Source organism: Methylocapsa palsarum, from assembly GCF_900114285.1.
GTDB lineage: Bacteria > Pseudomonadota > Alphaproteobacteria > Rhizobiales > Beijerinckiaceae > Methylocapsa > Methylocapsa palsarum.
Genome location: NZ_FOSN01000003.1, coordinates 168,061 through 186,239 on the forward strand (window position 1 = coordinate 168,061; position 18,179 = coordinate 186,239).

Annotated in this window: 6 protein-coding genes and 1 pseudogene; 3 read left to right on the top strand and 4 right to left on the bottom strand. The window is 63.4% G+C overall.

Features of this window, described 5'->3' with window-relative positions; all coding sequences use genetic code 11:
* Nucleotides 1-47 precede the first annotated feature (47 nt).
* The 4 genes from BM177_RS05425 to BM177_RS05440 form a co-directional block, all read right to left on the bottom strand.
* On the bottom strand, nt 48-653 hold the full coding sequence (locus BM177_RS05425; RefSeq protein WP_091679381.1) for a GNAT family N-acetyltransferase: 606 nt from the start codon (nt 651-653) through the stop codon (nt 48-50).
* Nucleotides 654-665: 12 nt separating this feature from the next.
* Nucleotides 666-1,931, bottom strand: coding sequence for a M16 family metallopeptidase (locus tag BM177_RS05430; protein WP_091679385.1), 1,266 nt, complete (start codon nt 1,929-1,931; stop codon nt 666-668).
* Nucleotides 1,928-3,340 carry a threonine synthase gene (gene thrC / locus BM177_RS05435; RefSeq protein ID WP_091679390.1) on the bottom strand — a complete coding sequence of 471 codons (1,413 nt, stop codon included), beginning with the start codon at nt 3,338-3,340 and terminating at the stop codon, nt 1,928-1,930. Before thrC ends, BM177_RS05430 begins: the two co-directional genes overlap by 4 nt.
* A gap of 120 nt (nt 3,341-3,460) precedes the next feature.
* On the bottom strand, nt 3,461-4,219 hold the full coding sequence (locus BM177_RS05440) for an SURF1 family protein (RefSeq protein WP_244532129.1): 759 nt from the start codon (nt 4,217-4,219) through the stop codon (nt 3,461-3,463).
* Nucleotides 4,220-5,002: 783 nt separating this feature from the next.
* Between BM177_RS05440 and BM177_RS05445 the strand changes: the two genes are divergently transcribed.
* The 3 genes and pseudogenes from BM177_RS05445 to BM177_RS20335 form a co-directional block, all read left to right on the top strand.
* Nucleotides 5,003-6,955 (top strand): non-ribosomal peptide synthetase, encoded by a 1,953-nt coding sequence (locus BM177_RS05445; RefSeq protein ID WP_175492507.1) that lies wholly within the window; start codon nt 5,003-5,005, stop codon nt 6,953-6,955.
* Complete coding sequence (locus tag BM177_RS05450; protein ID WP_091679403.1) at nt 6,952-17,553, top strand: hybrid non-ribosomal peptide synthetase/type I polyketide synthase; 10,602 nt, start codon at nt 6,952-6,954, stop codon at nt 17,551-17,553. The genes BM177_RS05445 and BM177_RS05450 overlap by 4 nt, the downstream gene beginning before the upstream one ends.
* 194 nt (nt 17,554-17,747) lie before the next feature.
* Nucleotides 17,748-17,960, top strand: a pseudogene (locus tag BM177_RS20335) (transposase); the annotation flags it as partial.
* Nucleotides 17,961-18,179: the final 219 nt, after the last annotated feature.

Below are 18,179 nucleotides of genomic sequence, written 5' to 3' on the forward strand. Positions count from 1 at the left end.
AGATTAATAGAAATATAGAAGTTGTCAAGGTTCGTCGGCGGCGCGTCTTAAACCCGATGCGGCGCGCGCAGCGGCGCGGCGTCGGTTTCAAGGAGGGCGAAGAGGAGATGATCCTGCCACAGGCCGTTGATGCGTAGATAGGCGCGGGCGTAGCCCTCCCGCCTGAAGCCGATCCGCTCGAGAAGCCGGATCGAGGCGTCGTTGCTGGGCAGGCAAGAGGCTTCGATTCGATGCAGCCGGAGCGGACCGAACGCGAAATTGACCACCGTCCGCACCGCGCGGGACATGTGGCCCTTTCCGGCGTAAGGAGCGCCGATCCAATAGCCGAGCGTCCCCGACTGGACCACGCCGCGTTTGATCTGTCCGAGAGTCAGACCGCCAAGCAAAGTGTCGTCCTGGTGAAACACCAGAAAGGCATAGGCTTCGCCTGTTTCGATTTCCTTGTGATGCCGGCGTAGCCGGCGGCGAAACGAGGAGCGCGTCAGATCATCGCCGGGCCATGTCGGCTCCCAGGGGGTCAAGAACGCGCGGCTGCGCTCGCGCAGTGACGCCCAGGCTTCGAAATCGCGCATCTGGAGCGGGCGAAGATAGACCCCTTCGCCGTGCAGAAGCGTAATTGTTTCGCTCGCGGGACCGATCCGGAAGAGGGCCATACCGCCGCCTTTTCAAATGGCGCGGAGCCGCGCGGCGACGCGGTCGGGCGTATGGACCTTGCCGACGGGACCGATCGCCGCGACGGTCGGAGCCGAGGACAAGGCTCGCGCTCCGGCCCGGCGGATCTGCTCGATGGTCAGATCATCGATCTTGGCGATAATTTCCTCGCGGCCAAGGACGCGGTCGAAAGCCATCATCTGCCGGGCGATCTGTTCGCAGCGCGCGGCGGGCGATTCGAGGGCGGTGAGCAGCGAAACCTTCATCTGCGCCTTAGCCCGGCGCGCTTCCGCCTCGGTCAAGGAGTGCGCCGCGCTGCCGAGGCAATCGAGCGCCACCGGCATGAGTTCCGCGACGTCCTTCGCCCCCGTCGCGGCGTAAAAGCCAAACAGGCCGGTGTCGGAAAAACCCCAGTGGAACGCATGGATCGAATAGGCGAGTCCGCGGCTTTCGCGCACCTCCTGGAACAGACGGGACGACATGCCCCCGCCGACGGCGTTGGCGAACACCTGCAAGGCGTAGAAATTCTCGCTTTTATAGGTCAGCCCCTCGAAGCCGATCACGATATGGGCCTGTTCGAGGCGGCGCTTCAGACGGATATCGCCGCCGCGATAGAGCGCCGGCGGACTCTCTGTTTTGCTTGCTTGAACCGAAAGGCCGCCAAAGCGCCGTTCGGCGTCGGCGCAGATCTGATCATGATCGACCGCGCCGGCCGCGCCGATGATGGTCGCGCCGGCGCGGTAGTGGGTTTCGAGGAAGCCGCCGATCGCGTCCCGCCCGAATTTCGTAACCCGCTCCGCGGTGCCGAGAATCGGCCGGCCAATTGCTTGATCGGGGAAAGCCGAAGCATTGAAAAGATCGAAGACAAGATCGTCCGGCGTATCCTCGACCGCGCCGATTTCCTGCAGGATCACGCCTTTTTCGCGTTCCAGCTCGTCCGCGTCGAACGTGCTGTCGGTTAGAATATCGGCGAGGATGTCGAGCGCCAGGGGCATGTCCGCGGCGAGGATATGGGCGTTGTACGCTGTGTGCTCGGTGCTGGTCGCGGCGTTGAGGTCGCCCCCCGCCATCTCGATTTCTTCGGCGATGTCGCGCGCGGAGCGCCGGCGGGTCCCTTTGAACGCCATGTGCTCGAGAAGATGGGACAGTCCATGTTCGTCATCGCCCTCGTGCCGCGAGCCGGCGCCGATCCAGACGCCGACGGCCGCGGTTTCGAGATGCGGGATGGCGTCGGTGACAATCCGCAGTCCCGAGGGAAGCGTGGTGATCCTGACGCTCATGACGCGGCTCTTTTGGGCGTCGCGGCGCGGGCGCGGGCGCGAACGAATCTTTCGATCTCGCTCTGATCGTTGGGCAGCACTGTGTAAAGCTCCGGCAGATCCTTTAGACCTGCGAGAGTCTCCGGCAAGGCTGGCGGGACGCCGGTCGCGCGCTCGATCGCCGCCGCGAACTTGGCGGGATGCGCCGTCCCCAGCGCGACGAGCGGCGTCGTGGTCTGGGCTTTTCGGGCCGCGTGAATCCCAACGGCGGTGTGCGGATCGGGGAGGAAACCGGTCTGCGCAAAGGTTTTGGCGATCTCGCGGGTGGTGTCCTCCTCGCTGACGGCGAAGGCGTCGAATTCAGCGCGAATCGCGGCGAGCGCGGGGGGCGGAATCGTAAAGCCGCCCGATTGACGCAGCTGCGCCATCAGCGCGCGCAGCGCGGCGGCGTCGCGGCCAAGAGACTCGAAAAGCAGCCGTTCGAAATTCGACGAGACCTGAATGTCCATCGACGGCGATTGCGTCGCATGGACGCCGTTCACCGCGTAGGATCCGGTGGCGAGCGCGCGGGGAAGAATGTCGTTGGAGTTTGTCGAAACGATCAGCCTGTCGATGGGCAACCCCATGCGCTTGGCGATCCATCCGGCGAAAATGTCGCCGAAATTGCCTGTCGGAACGCAAAAGGACACCGGGCGGCGGGGAGCTCCAAGGACCACGGCGCTCGTGAAATAATAAACGGTCTGGGCGAGGATCCGGGCCCAATTGATCGAGTTGACCCCGCAAAGCTTGAGCTCTTCTCGCAAGGCGGCGTGATTGAACATCGCCTTGATCGCGGCCTGGGCGTCGTCGAACGTGCCCTCGATAGCTATGGCGTGAACGTTATCGGCCCCTGTGGTGGTCATCTGCCGGCGCTGGACGTCGGAGACCCGGCCATGGGGGAAAAGGATAAAGACGTCGACCTGGCTGAGGCCGCGGAAGGCTTCGATCGCCGCGGCGCCGGTGTCGCCCGAGGTCGCGCCGACGATCGTCGCGCGCTGGCGGCGCGCCTTCAGCGCATGATCGATCAGCCGGGCGAGCAGCTGCATCGCGATGTCCTTGAAGGCGAGCGTGCGGCCGTGGAAAAGCTCCAGAACGAAAAGATTGCCGTCGATCTGCGCAAGAGGCGCAATCGCGGGATGGCGGAAGGTGCAATAGGCGGCCTCGATCATGCCTTGCAGCGCTTGAGGCTCGATTTCCCCGCCGATGAAAGGGGCGATGACGGCGCGGGCGACATCCGCGTAGGGCTTGCCCGCGAAGGCCGCGATCTCATCTTCGGCAAGACGCGGATAGAATTCCGGCAGATAAAGGCCGCCGTCGGGGGCAAGCCCGGCGAGGAGGGTTTCCATGAACGCAAGAGGGGGAGATTCTCCGCGGGTCGATATGTATTTCACGTTGAACTCTTGGTTTGAAACTCTAGATTTTTCAATTCGTCTTTCAGGGCGTTCTAGCACAAAATCGAAGTCGCGCCGACGGCCGAACGCAGCCGCCCGGCGGACGCGTCGAGCGATCCGTCATTTGGCGTCGCGCGGCCGGACTATCTGCCAGGCATAGGCGAGGAACACGCCAAGCAGTCCGGCCGCAAGGCCAAACCAGGTGAGCGCATAGGACAGATGATTGTTCGGGAACGCGAGCTCTGTCGCTCCGCCCTTCGGCCAGCCGCCTGGAACCGGGGAGGCGTCGGCGTCGACAATGAACGGCGCTGCTCCCGCCAATCCGAAATGCGCGGCGATCACGTCCGGGTCGCGCGTAAAAAACTGGCCCGCGTCAGGGTTGTCCGCAGGCGTGAAGAAATTGCGGGATTCCGGCGCCCTCATCAGCCCCGTGAGGGCCGTGTCCCCTTCGATTTTACCTTCCTCGCGCGTGCGCGCCTCGCTGCGGCCGGCCGGCGTGAAGCCGCGGTTGACGATCACATAGCCGCCGGAGTCAAGCCGCATTGGCGTCAGAACCAGATATCCCGGCTCTCGCACACCGGTAGAGCTTCCGCTCGGCCGGAAAACCAGCGCCTCTTTTTTGTTTTCGAACGTCCCATGCAGAAGAACATGCCGGTACTCGTAGTCGTCCGGGCGAAGCCGCGCCCATTCGGTAAAGTCCGGCAGAGGCGTCGCCGGCGCCGTCGCGCGCGCCTTGATCTGCGCGATAATGTTTTCCTTCCAGGCCAGTCGATGCAATTGCCAGACGCCGAGCGAGATCAGGAGAGACGCCGCCGCGGCGGTCAAAACGGCGGGCCAGATCAGCCGCGCCGCCGGCGAAGGAGGCTTTTTCAAAGTCAAGGGTAAAGTCCCGGATCTATGGGCGCGCGCCACTCTGAAGACGTCTGTAACAATCCTCGCGGCGTCGTGAAAGCCAAACGTCCCGCTCCGCTTCGGCCGGAAAATGCTCCCGCTGGAGAGCTGCGGGAGAAATGAGAGGGGCGGCGTCGGCGATTTCATGTCTCCATCATGTAGTGCTGGTTTCGATAGCAAGTATATTAAGTTATAACTCGCATTTATACGTAGGTTTTGAATCGTATTTGATAAATAATAAATGATAGTTTATATAAACAATCCGATTCATGGCGCCCTTCGCTCGGGATCGCAAACCGAAACTCACGAAGAGCAATTATCAAGCATGACCTTCTTGGCCCGTGGGAAAAAGACCGGGAGATGCTTGCGGAAAGTTTTTCTTGATCGCTTGTTGAAAAAGGACGAAAATGAAAAAGTCAAGTCACTAGTTAGTCTAAAGCCGCTTTTTCGCGGGTTTTACTTGGTTTGTTATGTTGATGTTCATTTCTTCTAAGGAGATTGATCTATCACAAAATTGTCAGCAGCTTTGATTTTTTCCTTTTTCCGGAGATCCCCTCTGCCGGACAGCTTTTTAGGCCGCCGATTCGATCAGGTAGTCCGCATGGGGCTTGTATATTCGGCTAAAATAAGGCAGCGATTAGGTTGGGGGAATGGCTTATAATAGCCGAAAGTAAACATCCGTTTCGCATCGGCTTAAAATGAGGAGGAATGGGTTCGTCCAAAGGAGGGCGATGGCTCCAGTCTTTAATTTGGCATCGGGCGGAGTTTTTGATGACGGAATACCAAATGCGGACTGCACGACCCGACGTGGGCGAACACACGGCGGGAGGTCGCATCGATCATTCGATTCAGGACATTTTCGGGCAGGTCGCTCGCGCATATCCCGCTCGTCCCGCAATCGTCTGTGAGCAGCGGGTCATTACGTATGCCGAACTTGAAAGCTGGTCCGACGGCTTCGCCAGGGTTTTGCGGAACAAAGGAATCGGCGCGGGCGGTCTTGTCGGCCTGTTCATTCACCGTTCTCCCGAAGCCATAATGGCCATGCTGGGGATTTTGAAAGCCGGGGCGGCCTTCGTGCCCCTGGATCCGGCCTATCCGCATGAGCACCTGTCGTTCATAGCAGGCGATGCCAATCCCTCGGCGGTGGTCTCCGCCTCGCGCATGTTCGAGTCGCTTGCCGAGCCAAAACCGTGGACGTGCCAGACGATCCTGATCGACGCCGAAGTTCCCCCGCTTGAGTCCGAATACGGGAGGCGGCTTGACGCCGGCGGCCGCGACGACGTCGCTTGCGTCATGTACACGTCCGGGACGACCGGAAGGCCCAAAGGCGTGTTGATTCCTCATCGCGGCGTTGTGCGCCTCGCCCGGAACACCTACATCGATTTGTCGCCCGAGGATGTCGTCCTGCACATGGCGACCCTGGCGTTCGACGCCTCCACGTTCGAGATTTTTTCGGGGTTGCTGAACGGCGCGGCGCTCGCCATTCTCCCCTCGGTGCGGCCAAGTTTCAGCGAGATCGCCGACGTCATTGCGCGGCACGGGGTCACGACGGCGCTCCTGACGACAAGTCTTTTCCATGCCGTCGTCGATCATCATCTCGACGCTTTGCGGCCGCTCCGCCAGCTCATCACCGGCGGCGACGTCCTGTCGCCGCGCCATGCGCGCCAGATGATGGACGCCATTCCCGGCTGCCGTCTGATCAACGCCTATGGTCCGACCGAAAACTCGACGATCACCTGCTGTTATACATTGCCGCGCAACGCGCCGCCCGATGCTCCAGCGCCGATCGGACGTCCCATCGCGCACACGCAGATTTATGTGCTGGACGAGGAGCGCCGCCCGGTTCCCCAAGACGAAATCGGCGAGCTTTTCGCGGCCGGCGAGGGCGTGGCCCTTGGTTATCTCAATCAGCCGGAATTGACGACGGAGAAGTTCGCGCCGGACATATTCGGCGCCGATGCGAACGCGCGGATGTACCGGACCGGGGATCTGGTCCGGCGTCGCGCCGACGGGATCGTCGAATTCGTCGGGCGCGCCGACAGGCAGGTCAAGATCAGCGGAAAACGCGTCGAACTCGAGGAGGTTGAGGCGGCGATGCGGCGTCTTCCTTACGTCGCCGACGCCGTTGCGCAGGTTCGCGATCGCGGCGAAGCGCAGCGCCAGATCGTCGCCTATGCCGCCGGACGCGACGGCGCCCGGCTCGATGCGGCTTTGTTGCGCCAGCAAATGTTGCAGATCGCGCCGTCCTACATGACGCCGGCGCATATCTTCGTTCTGGATGCGCTGCCGCTGACCCCGAGCGGCAAGGTGGACAGGAACGCGCTCCCCGATTTCCCGTCGTCGCTTGACGCCGCCCCTGACGCCGGCGCCGGCGTGGATCCGGCGCCAAAAGATCGGGAGCAGAGCGGCGACGTGGAATCGACGCTGGCCGAAATCTGCCGCCGCCTGCTCAAGCTCCCGCATGTCGGGCTCGACGCAAACTTTTTCGATCTTGGCGGGACATCGCTGGATCTTATGGCGCTGCATGAAGAAATCCGGGCCCGCTTCCAGCAGGATCTTCCGGTCACGACCTTATTCGAATATACTAATATTCGGGCGTTGGCCGCGCGGCTTGCTCAAAAGGACAGCGCAAAATTGCCCATCGCCGCCATGAACGCCCGCAAACTTCAGCAAAATGAGGCCTTACGAAAAATCGCGCGGACCCGGAACAGGACGGGCGAATGAAACAGGACGCCTCCGGCCAGTCCTACGTTCCGACCGGCATTGCAATCATAGGAATGGCGGGCCGCTTTCCCGGCGCGCCCAATGTGGCGGCGTTCTGGCGCAACCTCTGCGCCGGGGTCGAATCCATCACGCGTTTTTCCGACGCCGAGCTTGAGGACGCGTTCGACCCGACCATCCGCAACGATCCCAATTTCGTTCGCGCGCGGGCGGTTCTCGACGGCGTCGATCTCTTCGACGCCGGGTTTTTCGGAATCCGCGCGCGGGAAGCCGAACTGACTGATCCGCAGCACCGTGTTTTCCTCGAATGCGCCTGGCATGCGCTTGAGGACGCCGGCTATGATCCGGCGCGCTATGAGGGCGCCATCGGAGTTTTCGCGGGGTCTGCGCTGAACACCTACTTTTTGAGGAACGTCTGTCAGGACCGTGAGGCGGTCGAACTGTTCACCAGCAATTTTCAGGTCGGCAGTTTTCCGGAAGTCCTTGGCGCGGTGTCTGATTTTCTTTCGACCAGGATTTCCTACAAGCTCGACCTCCGCGGGCCGAGCGTCACGATCCAGTCCGCCTGCTCGACTTCCCTTGTCGCGGTGGCTGAGGCGTGCCAAAGCCTGCTTCTCTATCAATGCGACATGGCGCTCGCCGGCGGCGTTTCGATAACATTGCCTCAGCGGCGCGGCTATCTCGCGCAGGAAGGCGCCCTGGCGTCGGCCAGCGGGCGCTGCCGGACGTTCGACGCCAAGGCGGACGGAACAGTCTTTGGCGCGGGCGCGGGCCTGGTGCTCCTCAAGCGCGTGGAGGACGCCCTCGCAGACGGCGATCATATCTACGCCGTGATCCGGGGCTCCGCCTTAAACAACGACGGCGGCGGCCGGGCCGGGTTCACCGCGCCAAGCGCCAGCGGGCAGGCGGACGTGATCGCTTCCGCGCTCGCCGCTGCTGATGTCGACGCCCGCACCATCAGCTATGTCGAATGCCATGGGACCGCCACCCCGCTCGGCGATCCGATCGAGGTCGCCGGGCTGACCCGCGCGTTTCGCGCCAGCACCGAAGACGTCGGCTTCTGCGCCCTCGGCTCGGTCAAGCCCAATGTCGGCCATCTCGACGCAGCCGCCGGGGTGACCGGCCTCATCAAGACGGCGTTGGCGCTGGAGAACGAAAAGCTTCCTGCGACCTTGTTCTTCGAGACTCCCAATCCGTACATTCAGTTCGAAGGCGGTCCGTTCTACGTCAACGCGGAATTGCGGGCGTGGCCGAGGGGCGAACAGCCGCGGCGCGCCGGCGTCAGCGCGTTCGGGGTGGGCGGAACCAACGCGCACGTCGTTCTCGAAGAGGCGCCCCTAGCGATTTCCGAGCCTTTGATTCGGCCCGTGCAGGTGATCGTGGCGTCGGCCCGCAGCGAGGCTGCGCTGAGCGCCGCCCGAAACTCGCTTGCGGACCATTTCCGGGCCAATCCGGATCTTCCCCTCGCGGACGTCGCCTATACGCTTCAGGTCGGGAGGCGCGGCTTCTCTCACCGCTGCGCCATCGCCTGCGGGGACGCCGCCTCCGCCGCCCGCGCTCTCGAGACCGGCGAGGGTCTTGTGACCGGCGGGGGGCTTGTGGCTGGATCAACGGCGACGGTCCCGCCCTCGGTCGCCTTCATGTTTCCGGGGCAGGGCGCCCAATATCCGGGGATGGGCGCCGACCTGTTCCGCGATGAGCCGGTCTTTCGCGCCAGCATGCGCCGCAGCGCCGACATCCTGCAGCCCTTGCTTGGCCGCGACCTTTGCGCGCTTCTTTATGGCGAAGCGAATGAGCGTTTGAGCGCGGAAGAGCTGCAGGCGACGGAATTCGCGCAGCCGGCCTTGTTCGCGGTAGGCTACGCTCTCGCCAAGCTCTGGATCAGCTGGAGCGTCCACCCCGACATGATGATCGGCCACAGCGTCGGCGAATTTGTCGCGGCCTGCCTGGCTGGCGTGTTTTCGCACGAGGATGCGCTCGCGCTGATCGCGGAACGCGGCCGCTTGATGCAGGAGATGCCGCGCGGATCCATGCTCGCGGTGCGCTTGCCGGAAGCGGAGCTCCTCCCGATGCTGAGCGCGCCGCTGGCGCTCGCCGCCGTCAATGGTCCGAAGCTCTGCGTGGCGGCGGGCCCGGACGAGGCGGTGGCCGAGCTCGACGCGCTCTTGACGGCGAGCGACATTCCGTCCCGCCGCCTGCATACGTCGCACGCTTTCCATACGCCGATGATGGAGCCGGCGGCGGCGGCCCTTTTGGAGAAAGTTTCGAAGGTCCGCCTGTCGCCGCCAAGGCTGCGCCTGATTTCCTCCACGACCGGCAAATGGCTGACTGCCGCCGAGGCGACCTCGCCGGAGTATTGGGCCGAGCATTGCCGCGCGCCCGTCCGCTTTGGCGATGGACTGACGACCCTGCTGCGCGACGGCGCGGCGACGGGCCGGGGGATCGTGCTTGTCGAGACCGGACCGGGCGTGACGCTTTCGACGCTGGCCAGACAGGGCGGGGCCGGAAATGCGGCCGGCGCGGTGCTGGGGTCATTGCCCGACGCGACGCGGCCCGAGACAGACCACAACGTGATCGCTCGCTCGGTCGCGCAGCTTTGGTGTTCGGGCGTGGCGATCGACTGGCGAGGCCTCCACGCCGACGCACGAAGGCTGCGGGTCTCGTTGCCGACTTATCCGTTCGAGCGTTCAAGGTATTGGATCGACGCGCCCCCGCCGGCGAAGCTTGAAAGGGTCACTTCGATAGAAACTCAGCCGCTAGACGATCCTTCACAGTCGTGCGCTCCAGCCCTGAATTTTGAGATGCCGGGTTTCGTTGCTACAGAAAGCGCTTCCTCGATGCTGGCGGAGTTGAGCCGTCCGGAAGAAACCAAGACGTCAATGGCGACGATCGACCGCAACGCCGGACTGCATCAGCGCATCCTGGAGCTGCTTGAAAATCTGTCCGGCGATCCGGTCGAGGGCGTGGGTCCGGAGACCACCTTTCTGGACATGGGTTTCGATTCCCTGTTCCTCAGCCAGGTCACGCAACAGCTCCAGCGCGAATTCAAGATCAAGCTGACGTTTCGTCAACTGCTCGGCGAATTCTCGACCATCCCGGCTTTGGTCAAATTTCTCGATTCGCAACTGCCTCCCGAGCCGATTCCATTGGAGACAGCGGCGTCTTCGCGCGCCCCGGCGGCCGCGCCGGCCTCCGCCGTTCCGGGGACCGGACAATCCTCCGTCGTCCGCGCCGCAACGCAAACAGGGCCGGGCGCGCCCGAAACATTGGTCGAGCAGATCATCCGCGAGCAGCTCGACGCCATGAGCCGTCTCATGGCGCTGCAGCTCGAGACGCTGCGCGGCTCCGGCTCCGGTCAAGCCGCGGCTCCGGCGCAGAAGCTGCCGGCGGCGCCCGTTTCGGCGCCGCCCGTCCGGCTTCCGGCGCCCGTTCAGGCTGACGCGCCAGTCCTGAGCGAAGCGCAATCCGTGCCCGCTCATCAGAACGAACCGAAGTCACGTTTCGAAATGCTCGCGGCCGCGCGTAATGCGCCCGCGGCCCAGATGACCGAGGCGCAGCAGCGCAATCTCGCCGCGCTGACCGAGCGCTTCAATGCGCGCACCAAGGAATCCAAGCGCCAGACGGCGCAGAATCGGCCCGTGCTGGCGGATCCGAGAGTCGCCTCGGCGTTTCGTCCGGAATGGAAGGATCTCGTTTATCCGATCATCAGCAACCGCGCGGCGGGATCGCGGATCTGGGACATCGACGGCAACGAATATTTCGATCTCGTCAACGGATACGGACAGACGGCGTTCGGCCACGCGCCGTCCTTTGTCGTCGATGCGGTCGCCGAACAGTTGCAAAAGGGCTTCCCCATAGGTCCGCAGGCGGAACTCGCCGGCCGGGTCGCGGAGCTGTTCAGCGAATTGACCGGCAACGAGCGCGTCACGTTCTGCAACACGGGGTCGGAGGCCGTCATGGCCGCGATGCGCATCGCCCGGACAGTGACCGGCCGCTCGCCCATCGTGATGTTCACCGGCGACTACCACGGGCAATTCGACGAAGTTCTGGTCAAGGGCGTCCTGCGCAACGGAACGGCGCGCTCGATGGCGGCCTCCGCCGGCATCCCGAAGGAATCCGTCGAGAACATGGTGGTGCTTCCGTATGGAGCGCCCGAATCGCTGGAATGGATCCGCGCCCACGCCACGGAACTGGCGGGAGTCATGGTCGAGCCGGTGCAGAGCCGGCATCCGGAATTGCGGCCGGTCGCCTTCCTCAAGGAGATCCGCGCGATCACCGAAGCCGCGGGCGCCGCGCTTATTTTCGACGAAGTGGTCACCGGCTTCCGCAATCATCCCGGCGGCATGCAGGCGGTTTTTGGCATCCGCGCCGATCTTGCGACCTATGGCAAGGTCGTCGGCGGAGGCCTTCCGGTCGGCATCCTCGCCGGCAAGGCCGCGTTCATGGACGCGCTCGACGGCGGCCAGTGGCAATATGGCGACGATTCCTATCCCGAGGTAGGCGTCACGTTCTTCGCGGGCACTTTCGTGCGGCACCCGCTTGTGCTCGCCGCCGTCTGGGCCGTGCTCAATCACGTCAAGCGCGAAGGTCCCGCCTTGCAGGAGCGCCTGAGCGCGCGGACGGCCGCCCTTGTCGAGCGGCTGAACCGCTTCCTCGCGCAGCGCGGCCTCGACGTCCGCATCGAAACCTACGGCAGCCTTTTCCTCTACAATTTCGCGGCCGTCAGTCCTTACGCGGCCTTGTTCGTACCGCACATGCTGGAGCGCGGCGTTTACGTCCAGGACGGTTATCCGTGCTTCCTCACGACCGCGCATAGCGACGACGACCTCACGAAAATCGCCGAGGCCTTCGAAAGCAGCGTCATCGCGATGCAGGACGCGGAATTTTTTCCCCGCCCGCCGGGGCGGCCGCTGGACGCTCCCCTGACCGAAGCGCAATCGGAAATCTGGCTCGCCGCTCAACTCTCCGATGACGCCTCGTGCGCCTTCAACGAATCGGTCACGTTGCGCCTGCGCGGGACGCTGGATCAAAAGGCCTTGCAGACCGCCCTCGATCAGGTGATCGCGCGGCATGAGGCGCTGCGCGGCGCGTTCGAGCCTTCCGGCGAACGGATGCGGATCGCGCCTTTGCTGAACGTGACGATCGCCGGGCGTGATCTTGACGGCCTCGCGCCCGACGCGGCGGAGGCGGCCTGGCGCGATCTTCTCGCGGCGGATGCGGTCACTCCGTTCGATCTTGTGAACGGACCCCTCGTCCGTGCCTGCCTCGTCCGGCGGGCGGCGAACGATCACGCGCTGATCCTGACGGTCCACCATATCGTGGGAGACGGCTGGTCGATCAACGTCATGATCGATGAACTGAGCAAGCTTTACGAGGCGGCCCGCACCGGCGCGCCGGCGGATTTGCCTGAGCCGATGTCGTTCGCGCGCTACGCCGAGGACGAAAAGGCGCGCCTCGAGGGCGAGGGCGATGCGGTCGACGCGTTCTGGCTGCCGCAATTCTCGCCGCTGCCGAAGCCGCTCGACCTGCCGACGGACCGGCCGCGGGGCGCCTTGAAGACCTACAATGGCGGGACGATCACAAGGACCATCGAGGCCGCACTGACGCAGCGCCTGCGCAAGGCCGCCGCGCGGCAGGGCTGCACTCTGTTCGTCGCCCTGCTCGCAGCCTTCGAAACCTTGCTTGGACGGCTTTCCGGACAGGACGAAATTGTCGTCGGCATTCCGGCCGCGGGACAAAACCTCGTCGAAAGCGAGAGTCTTGTCGGTCATTGCGTGAATTTCCTCCCGCTGGTCGGCCGCTGGGAGGAAACAACGACCGTCGCGCAGCATCTCGCGGAGACGCGCCGGATCGTTCTGGCGGCCTTCGAGAACCAGAGCTTCACGCTCGGCACCTTGATGCGCAAACTGCCCTCGCCCCGCGCCTGGGGCGGGCGGTCGCTGGTCGAGGCCTCGTTCAATCTCGAGCGCATCGGCGACCGGATTCATCTGCCGGAACTGGAGATCGAGGCGGCCTCGAATCCCAAGCGATTCACCAATTTCGATCTGTTCTTCAACACCACGGAACAGGACGGCGGCCTTCGCATCGATTGCGATTACAACACCGATCTGTTCGACGCGGCGACGATCGATCGCTGGATCGGCCATTACCGGACCCTGATCGACGCCATTTCGACGGATATCGCCGCTCACGAAGGCTCGCGGCCGGTGAACGCGCTGTCGCTGCTGTCGGCGCAAGAGCGGGCGCAACTGACGCAAGGGGCCGGTCAGATCGCCGCACTCGCGCTGGACGCGCGTCCGGTCCATGAACTGTTCACGGCTCAGGCGCGGACCGCGCCCGAAGCGGTCGCCATTGTCTGCGACGGAGCGCAATCGACTTACGCCGACCTCGATGCGCGCTCCAACCAGGCCGCGCGGCGTCTCGCCGCCCTGGGCGTCGCTCCGGGAGATTTCGTCGGTCTTCTTGCGCAACGTTCGATCGACACGATCGTGGCGATCCTCGGCATTCTGAAGGCTGGCGCGGTTTACGTCCCGCTCGATCCGGCCTATCCGCAGGACCTCCTCACCTTCATGCTGAAGGACTGCGGCCCGAAACTGACGCTCATCCAGGAAAATCTGGTTTCAGCCAGCGGGTTCGACGGGGCGTTCGCTGAAATCCGGTCGTTTCTCCAGGCGGCCGCGGCCGAAAGCGCAACGTCTCCCGCCATAAGCCGGGACGGGGCGGATCTCGCCTATGTGATGTATACGTCGGGTTCGACCGGACATCCGAAGGGCGTGATGATTCCGCACCGCGCGATCGCGCGGCTGGTCTCCGGCCAGACCTATGTCCATTTTGGCGCAAACGAGGTTTTCCTTCACGCCGCGCCTCTCGCCTTCGACGCGAGCACGTTCGAGATCTGGGGCGCGTTGCTCAACGGCGGACGGATCGCCGTCGTTGGCGATCCGCGTCCTTCGCTGGACGATCTCGTCGAGACCATCAAACGCGATGGCGTGACGACGGCATGGTTTACCGCCGGGTTGTTCAATCTCCTGATCGAGCAGCGCCTCGACGGGCTGGCGCAATTGCGCACGATCGTGACGGGCGGCGACGTCCTTTCGCCCTCTCACGTCGAGAAGGCGCTCGCCGGCCTTCCGGCGACAGATGTGGTGAACGGCTATGGGCCGACTGAAAACACCACCTTCACCTGTTGCTATCGAATCCCCCGCAAGGTCTGGACGGGCGGCCCGGTTCCGATCGGAACTCCCATCGCGCAGACCGAAGTCTATATTCTGGGGCCGGATCTGGAGCCCGTCCCGGTCGGGGTCGCCGGTCAGCTCTGCGCCGGAGGCCTCGGTCTCGCCACCGGGTACCTGAACCGACCCGAGCTTACGGCGGAAAAGTTCGTTTCCAATCCGTTCAACGCGCAGGACAGACTCTATCTGACCGGCGATCTCGCGCGGCGCCGCGCTGATGGGATGATCGAGTTCCTTGGCCGGAGAGACGCCCAGGTCAAAATCAACGGCAAGCGGGTCGAACTCGAGGAGATCGAGAACGTGTTGCGCGCCGATCCCCGGATCGCGGACGCGGTCGTGGCTATTTCCGAGAAGAATGGCGAAAAGCGTATCGACGCCTATGTCAAGCCGGTCGAAGCTCTCGCGTCCCATGACGCCGAAGCATTCGGCAGGCAGACGATTGCTTTTCTCCGCTCGAAAGTGCCGGACCACATGGTTCCGTCGTCGATCGTGACGCTGGACGCGTTTCCGCTGACGGCGAACGGGAAAGTCGACCGGCGCAAATTGCCTTCGCCGGACTGTGGACACACGGATCGTCTGGATATCGTCGCGCCGCGAACGCCCGATGAACTGACGCTTGCGGCGGTCTGGGCCGAGGCCCTCAAGATCGAACGCGTCGGCGTCAACGATAATTTCTTCGATCTCGGCGGCGACGCCGTCCAGGCGATCAAGGCCGCGGCCCTCGCTTCCCAGGCTGGCCTCAGACTGACGATGGGTCAGATCTACGACCATCCGACGATCGCCCAACTGGCGTCGCTCCCCGGCGAACCCGTCGGCATGTCGGCCACGCAGGGCGTTGTCGAAGGTGAAGTGCCGCTGACGCCGATTCAGCACTGGTTCCTGGAGTCGCGACCGGAGGAACCGCATTATTTCAATCAGAGTTTCCTGCTGAAGTGCCGCAAGAAAATCTCGCCGGATCTGCTCGAGAGGGCGATCGCCGCCTGCCTTGCCCATCACGACGCCTTGCGCCTGCGCTTCGAGCAGGCCTCCGGCGGCTGGCGCCAGTTCAACGCCGGGACGGGCGGAAAAACCCCGTTCGAGAGCATCGATCTCTCGCGACTTGGGCTGGCCGAGCAGGACATCGCTTTGGAGGCGAAGGCCGCCCAACTCCAGGCGAGCCTCGACCTTCAATCCGGACCTTTGTTTCGGGCCGCGCTTTTCGACCTTGGCGAAGCGCGGGGCCAGCGGCTGCTTTTGATCATCCACCATCTTGCCGTCGATATGGTTTCCTGGGGCCTCCTGCTGGAGGATTTGCGCGCGGCGTACCAGCAGTTGGAGGACGGCAAGCGGATTGAATTGCCGGGCAAAACGACCTCCTTCAAGAGCTGGGCGCAGCAACTCAAAGTCTATGCTGGCTCCGCCGAGGCGCAGGGCGAGGCGGAATACTGGCTTGGTTTGCCATGGGACGGCGTCGTTCCGCTGCCGGTCGACAGACTGGCGCTGGACAATACCGAGGCCTCGAGCCGGCTCTTGAAAGTGAGCTTGAGCGCCGAGGAAACGCGGGAATTGCTGCGGGAGACGCCTCGCGCCTATCGCACCCAGATCAACGACCTGCTGCTGACGGCGCTTTCGCAAGCCGTCGCGAACTGGACGGGCGCCGACAGCGTCCTCATCGGCCTTGAGGGGCATGGCCGCGAGGATCTGATTTCCGGAGCGGACCTGTCCCGCACAATCGGCTGGTTCACCAGCCTGTTCCCGGTGGTGTTGAAGGCGGATCGGTCTGGCGACGACGGCCAGGCGATCATGGGGACGAAAGAGCGGCTCAGGGCCATCCCGCACCGGGGAGTCGGATATGGCGTATTGCGCTACCTCGGCGGCGTCGACGCCCTGGCTCGTTTGCCTGAACCGGAAATCGCATTCAACTACCTCGGCGAATGGGACGATGGGCTCGCCGACACCCCCATGTTCGGTTTGGCGAGCGAGACGTTCGGGCCCGATATCAGCCCCAAGGGGATTCGCCCGCGGCTCATCGATATTTATGGCTGGGTCGTCGATGGTCGTCTCCAGCTCGATTGGACCTACAGCGTCTCCCGCTACGACGCGGCGACCATCGAATCGCTCGCCGACGATTTCATCCGAAATTTGCGGCGGCTGATCGCTCATTGCAAAGCGCGGGCGAGCGAGGACGCCGCTTTAGCCAGCCCGCCGCTCTCTGCGGCGGAGGCCAGGCTGGCCGCGGTCTGGGCGGATGTCCTGAAAGTCGGTCACGTCGCCGCGCATGACAATTTTTTTGAACTTGGAGGCCACTCGCTTCTGGCCATGCGACTCGTCGCCCGCGTGGCGAGCGATTTTGGCGTCAAGTTGCGGATCAACAGCCTGTTCGAAGCGCCGACCCTCAGGGATTTCAGCGCCTTGATTGCGCGTCTGCAGTCGGCGAAAGAATCGGCCGAGGTGATCAAATTTGTCCCCGAGCGTGAAGCGTCGGTAGCAGAGGCGAATCCTGAAGCCAATCCTGCCGAAGACGTATCCAGTGTCGTGGTGATTCAGCCTGGAGGCGATAAAACGCCGATCATCTCGATTCACAATACGTTGATGTACTATAATCTTTCGCGAAAAATCGGAAAGGACAGGCCTTTTCTCGGGATCAAACTGTTCGATCCCACCGGGCCGCTCCAATTGCCAACCGGGGCCATGACCGAAATCGCCGCCGACTATGTCCGGATCATTCGCGCCCTGCGCCCGCGCGGTCCTTATATTCTTGCGGGTCTGTGCAGCGCGGGCGTGGTCGCCTTTGAAGTTGCGCGGCAATTGCAGAACGCAGGGGAATTTGTGCCGCTTGTCATTACGGCGGATACAGTGATGCCGGATTGCGAGATTGAACTGACCGCTCGCCAGCGCTTTGTCGCCCGCATTCGGGGCATCGTCCGCACGAACCTTCATCGCGTCGATCAGGTGCGCCGGGGCGAGGCCTCGATCGTCGAAATCCTGTCCCAGTTCGTTGTCGTGCGACAGAGCCGTATTCTTGATCTTGCCGCGTGGCTGGGCCTGATAGATTCGAAGCAGCAAGGCCAGGACGATCGCGAGACATGGTTGTTCCTGCGCGCCCTGGACATCGCCCATGAGAACTATGTCGCGCCCGCTCCCTTCTCGGGCGATGTCGTCGTGTTCCAGAGCGACCAGCTCGATTCTATTGAGGGTCACCCGGAGTTCGGCTGGAGAAATCTCGTCAAAGGCAGGATTTACGTTCAGCGGATTTCGGGCTGGCACGAAGGCATTTTCCAGGGTGAAGGGCCAGCGCAAATGGCTGCGTTTCTGCGACCTATCCTGGAAATGGCGGACGCCAAACCGCTGCCCGAACAGCCAAGAGAGCTGAGCGTTTCGCGCAAATGAGGCGCATCTTGTCTGGAAGGAAAACCGGCCAGAGCGCTTTCCGATCGCATGAAGTCATTTGATCGATCAGAAATCGCTCCAGAGTCAAAAGCTTGATTCAATCCGATCGGAATATGCCCTAGGGTCCGTACTCAATAAGGTCTAGCGGCGCAGTCGTGTTGCTGATTCAAGGATTCCGGAAGGGAGCCTTGGAGATGGCGAAGCAGGTTCAGTGGCTTAGCGACGAGGAGTGGGCTCGGATCGAGCCTCTGCTGCCGCGGGGGCGCAAGGGTGCGCATCGGGTGGACGACCGTCGAGTGATCTCGGGGATCGTGCACATGCTGAAGAGCGGCGCGCGTTGGCGCGATTGTCCGCCGGCGTTCGGGCCCTACACGACGGTCTACAATCGCTTCAACCGATGGAGGGCTCTGGCTGCGGATGTTCGAGGCGCTGACCGAACTCGCGCCGCGCCCAGCCTTTCGCGGCGAAGCTGGAGCAAGGAGGCGGGCGGCTCGGGCCTGCTGGTCTTGCCAACGCGAAACGCCAAAGGCGGCGCTGCCGGGTGAGGAAACACGGTGTCTGCGGCTCAAACCCGCCACAATCGACGCGGTTCGGACGGGCGCAGATCCCGCGCCCGCCGTCAAGTC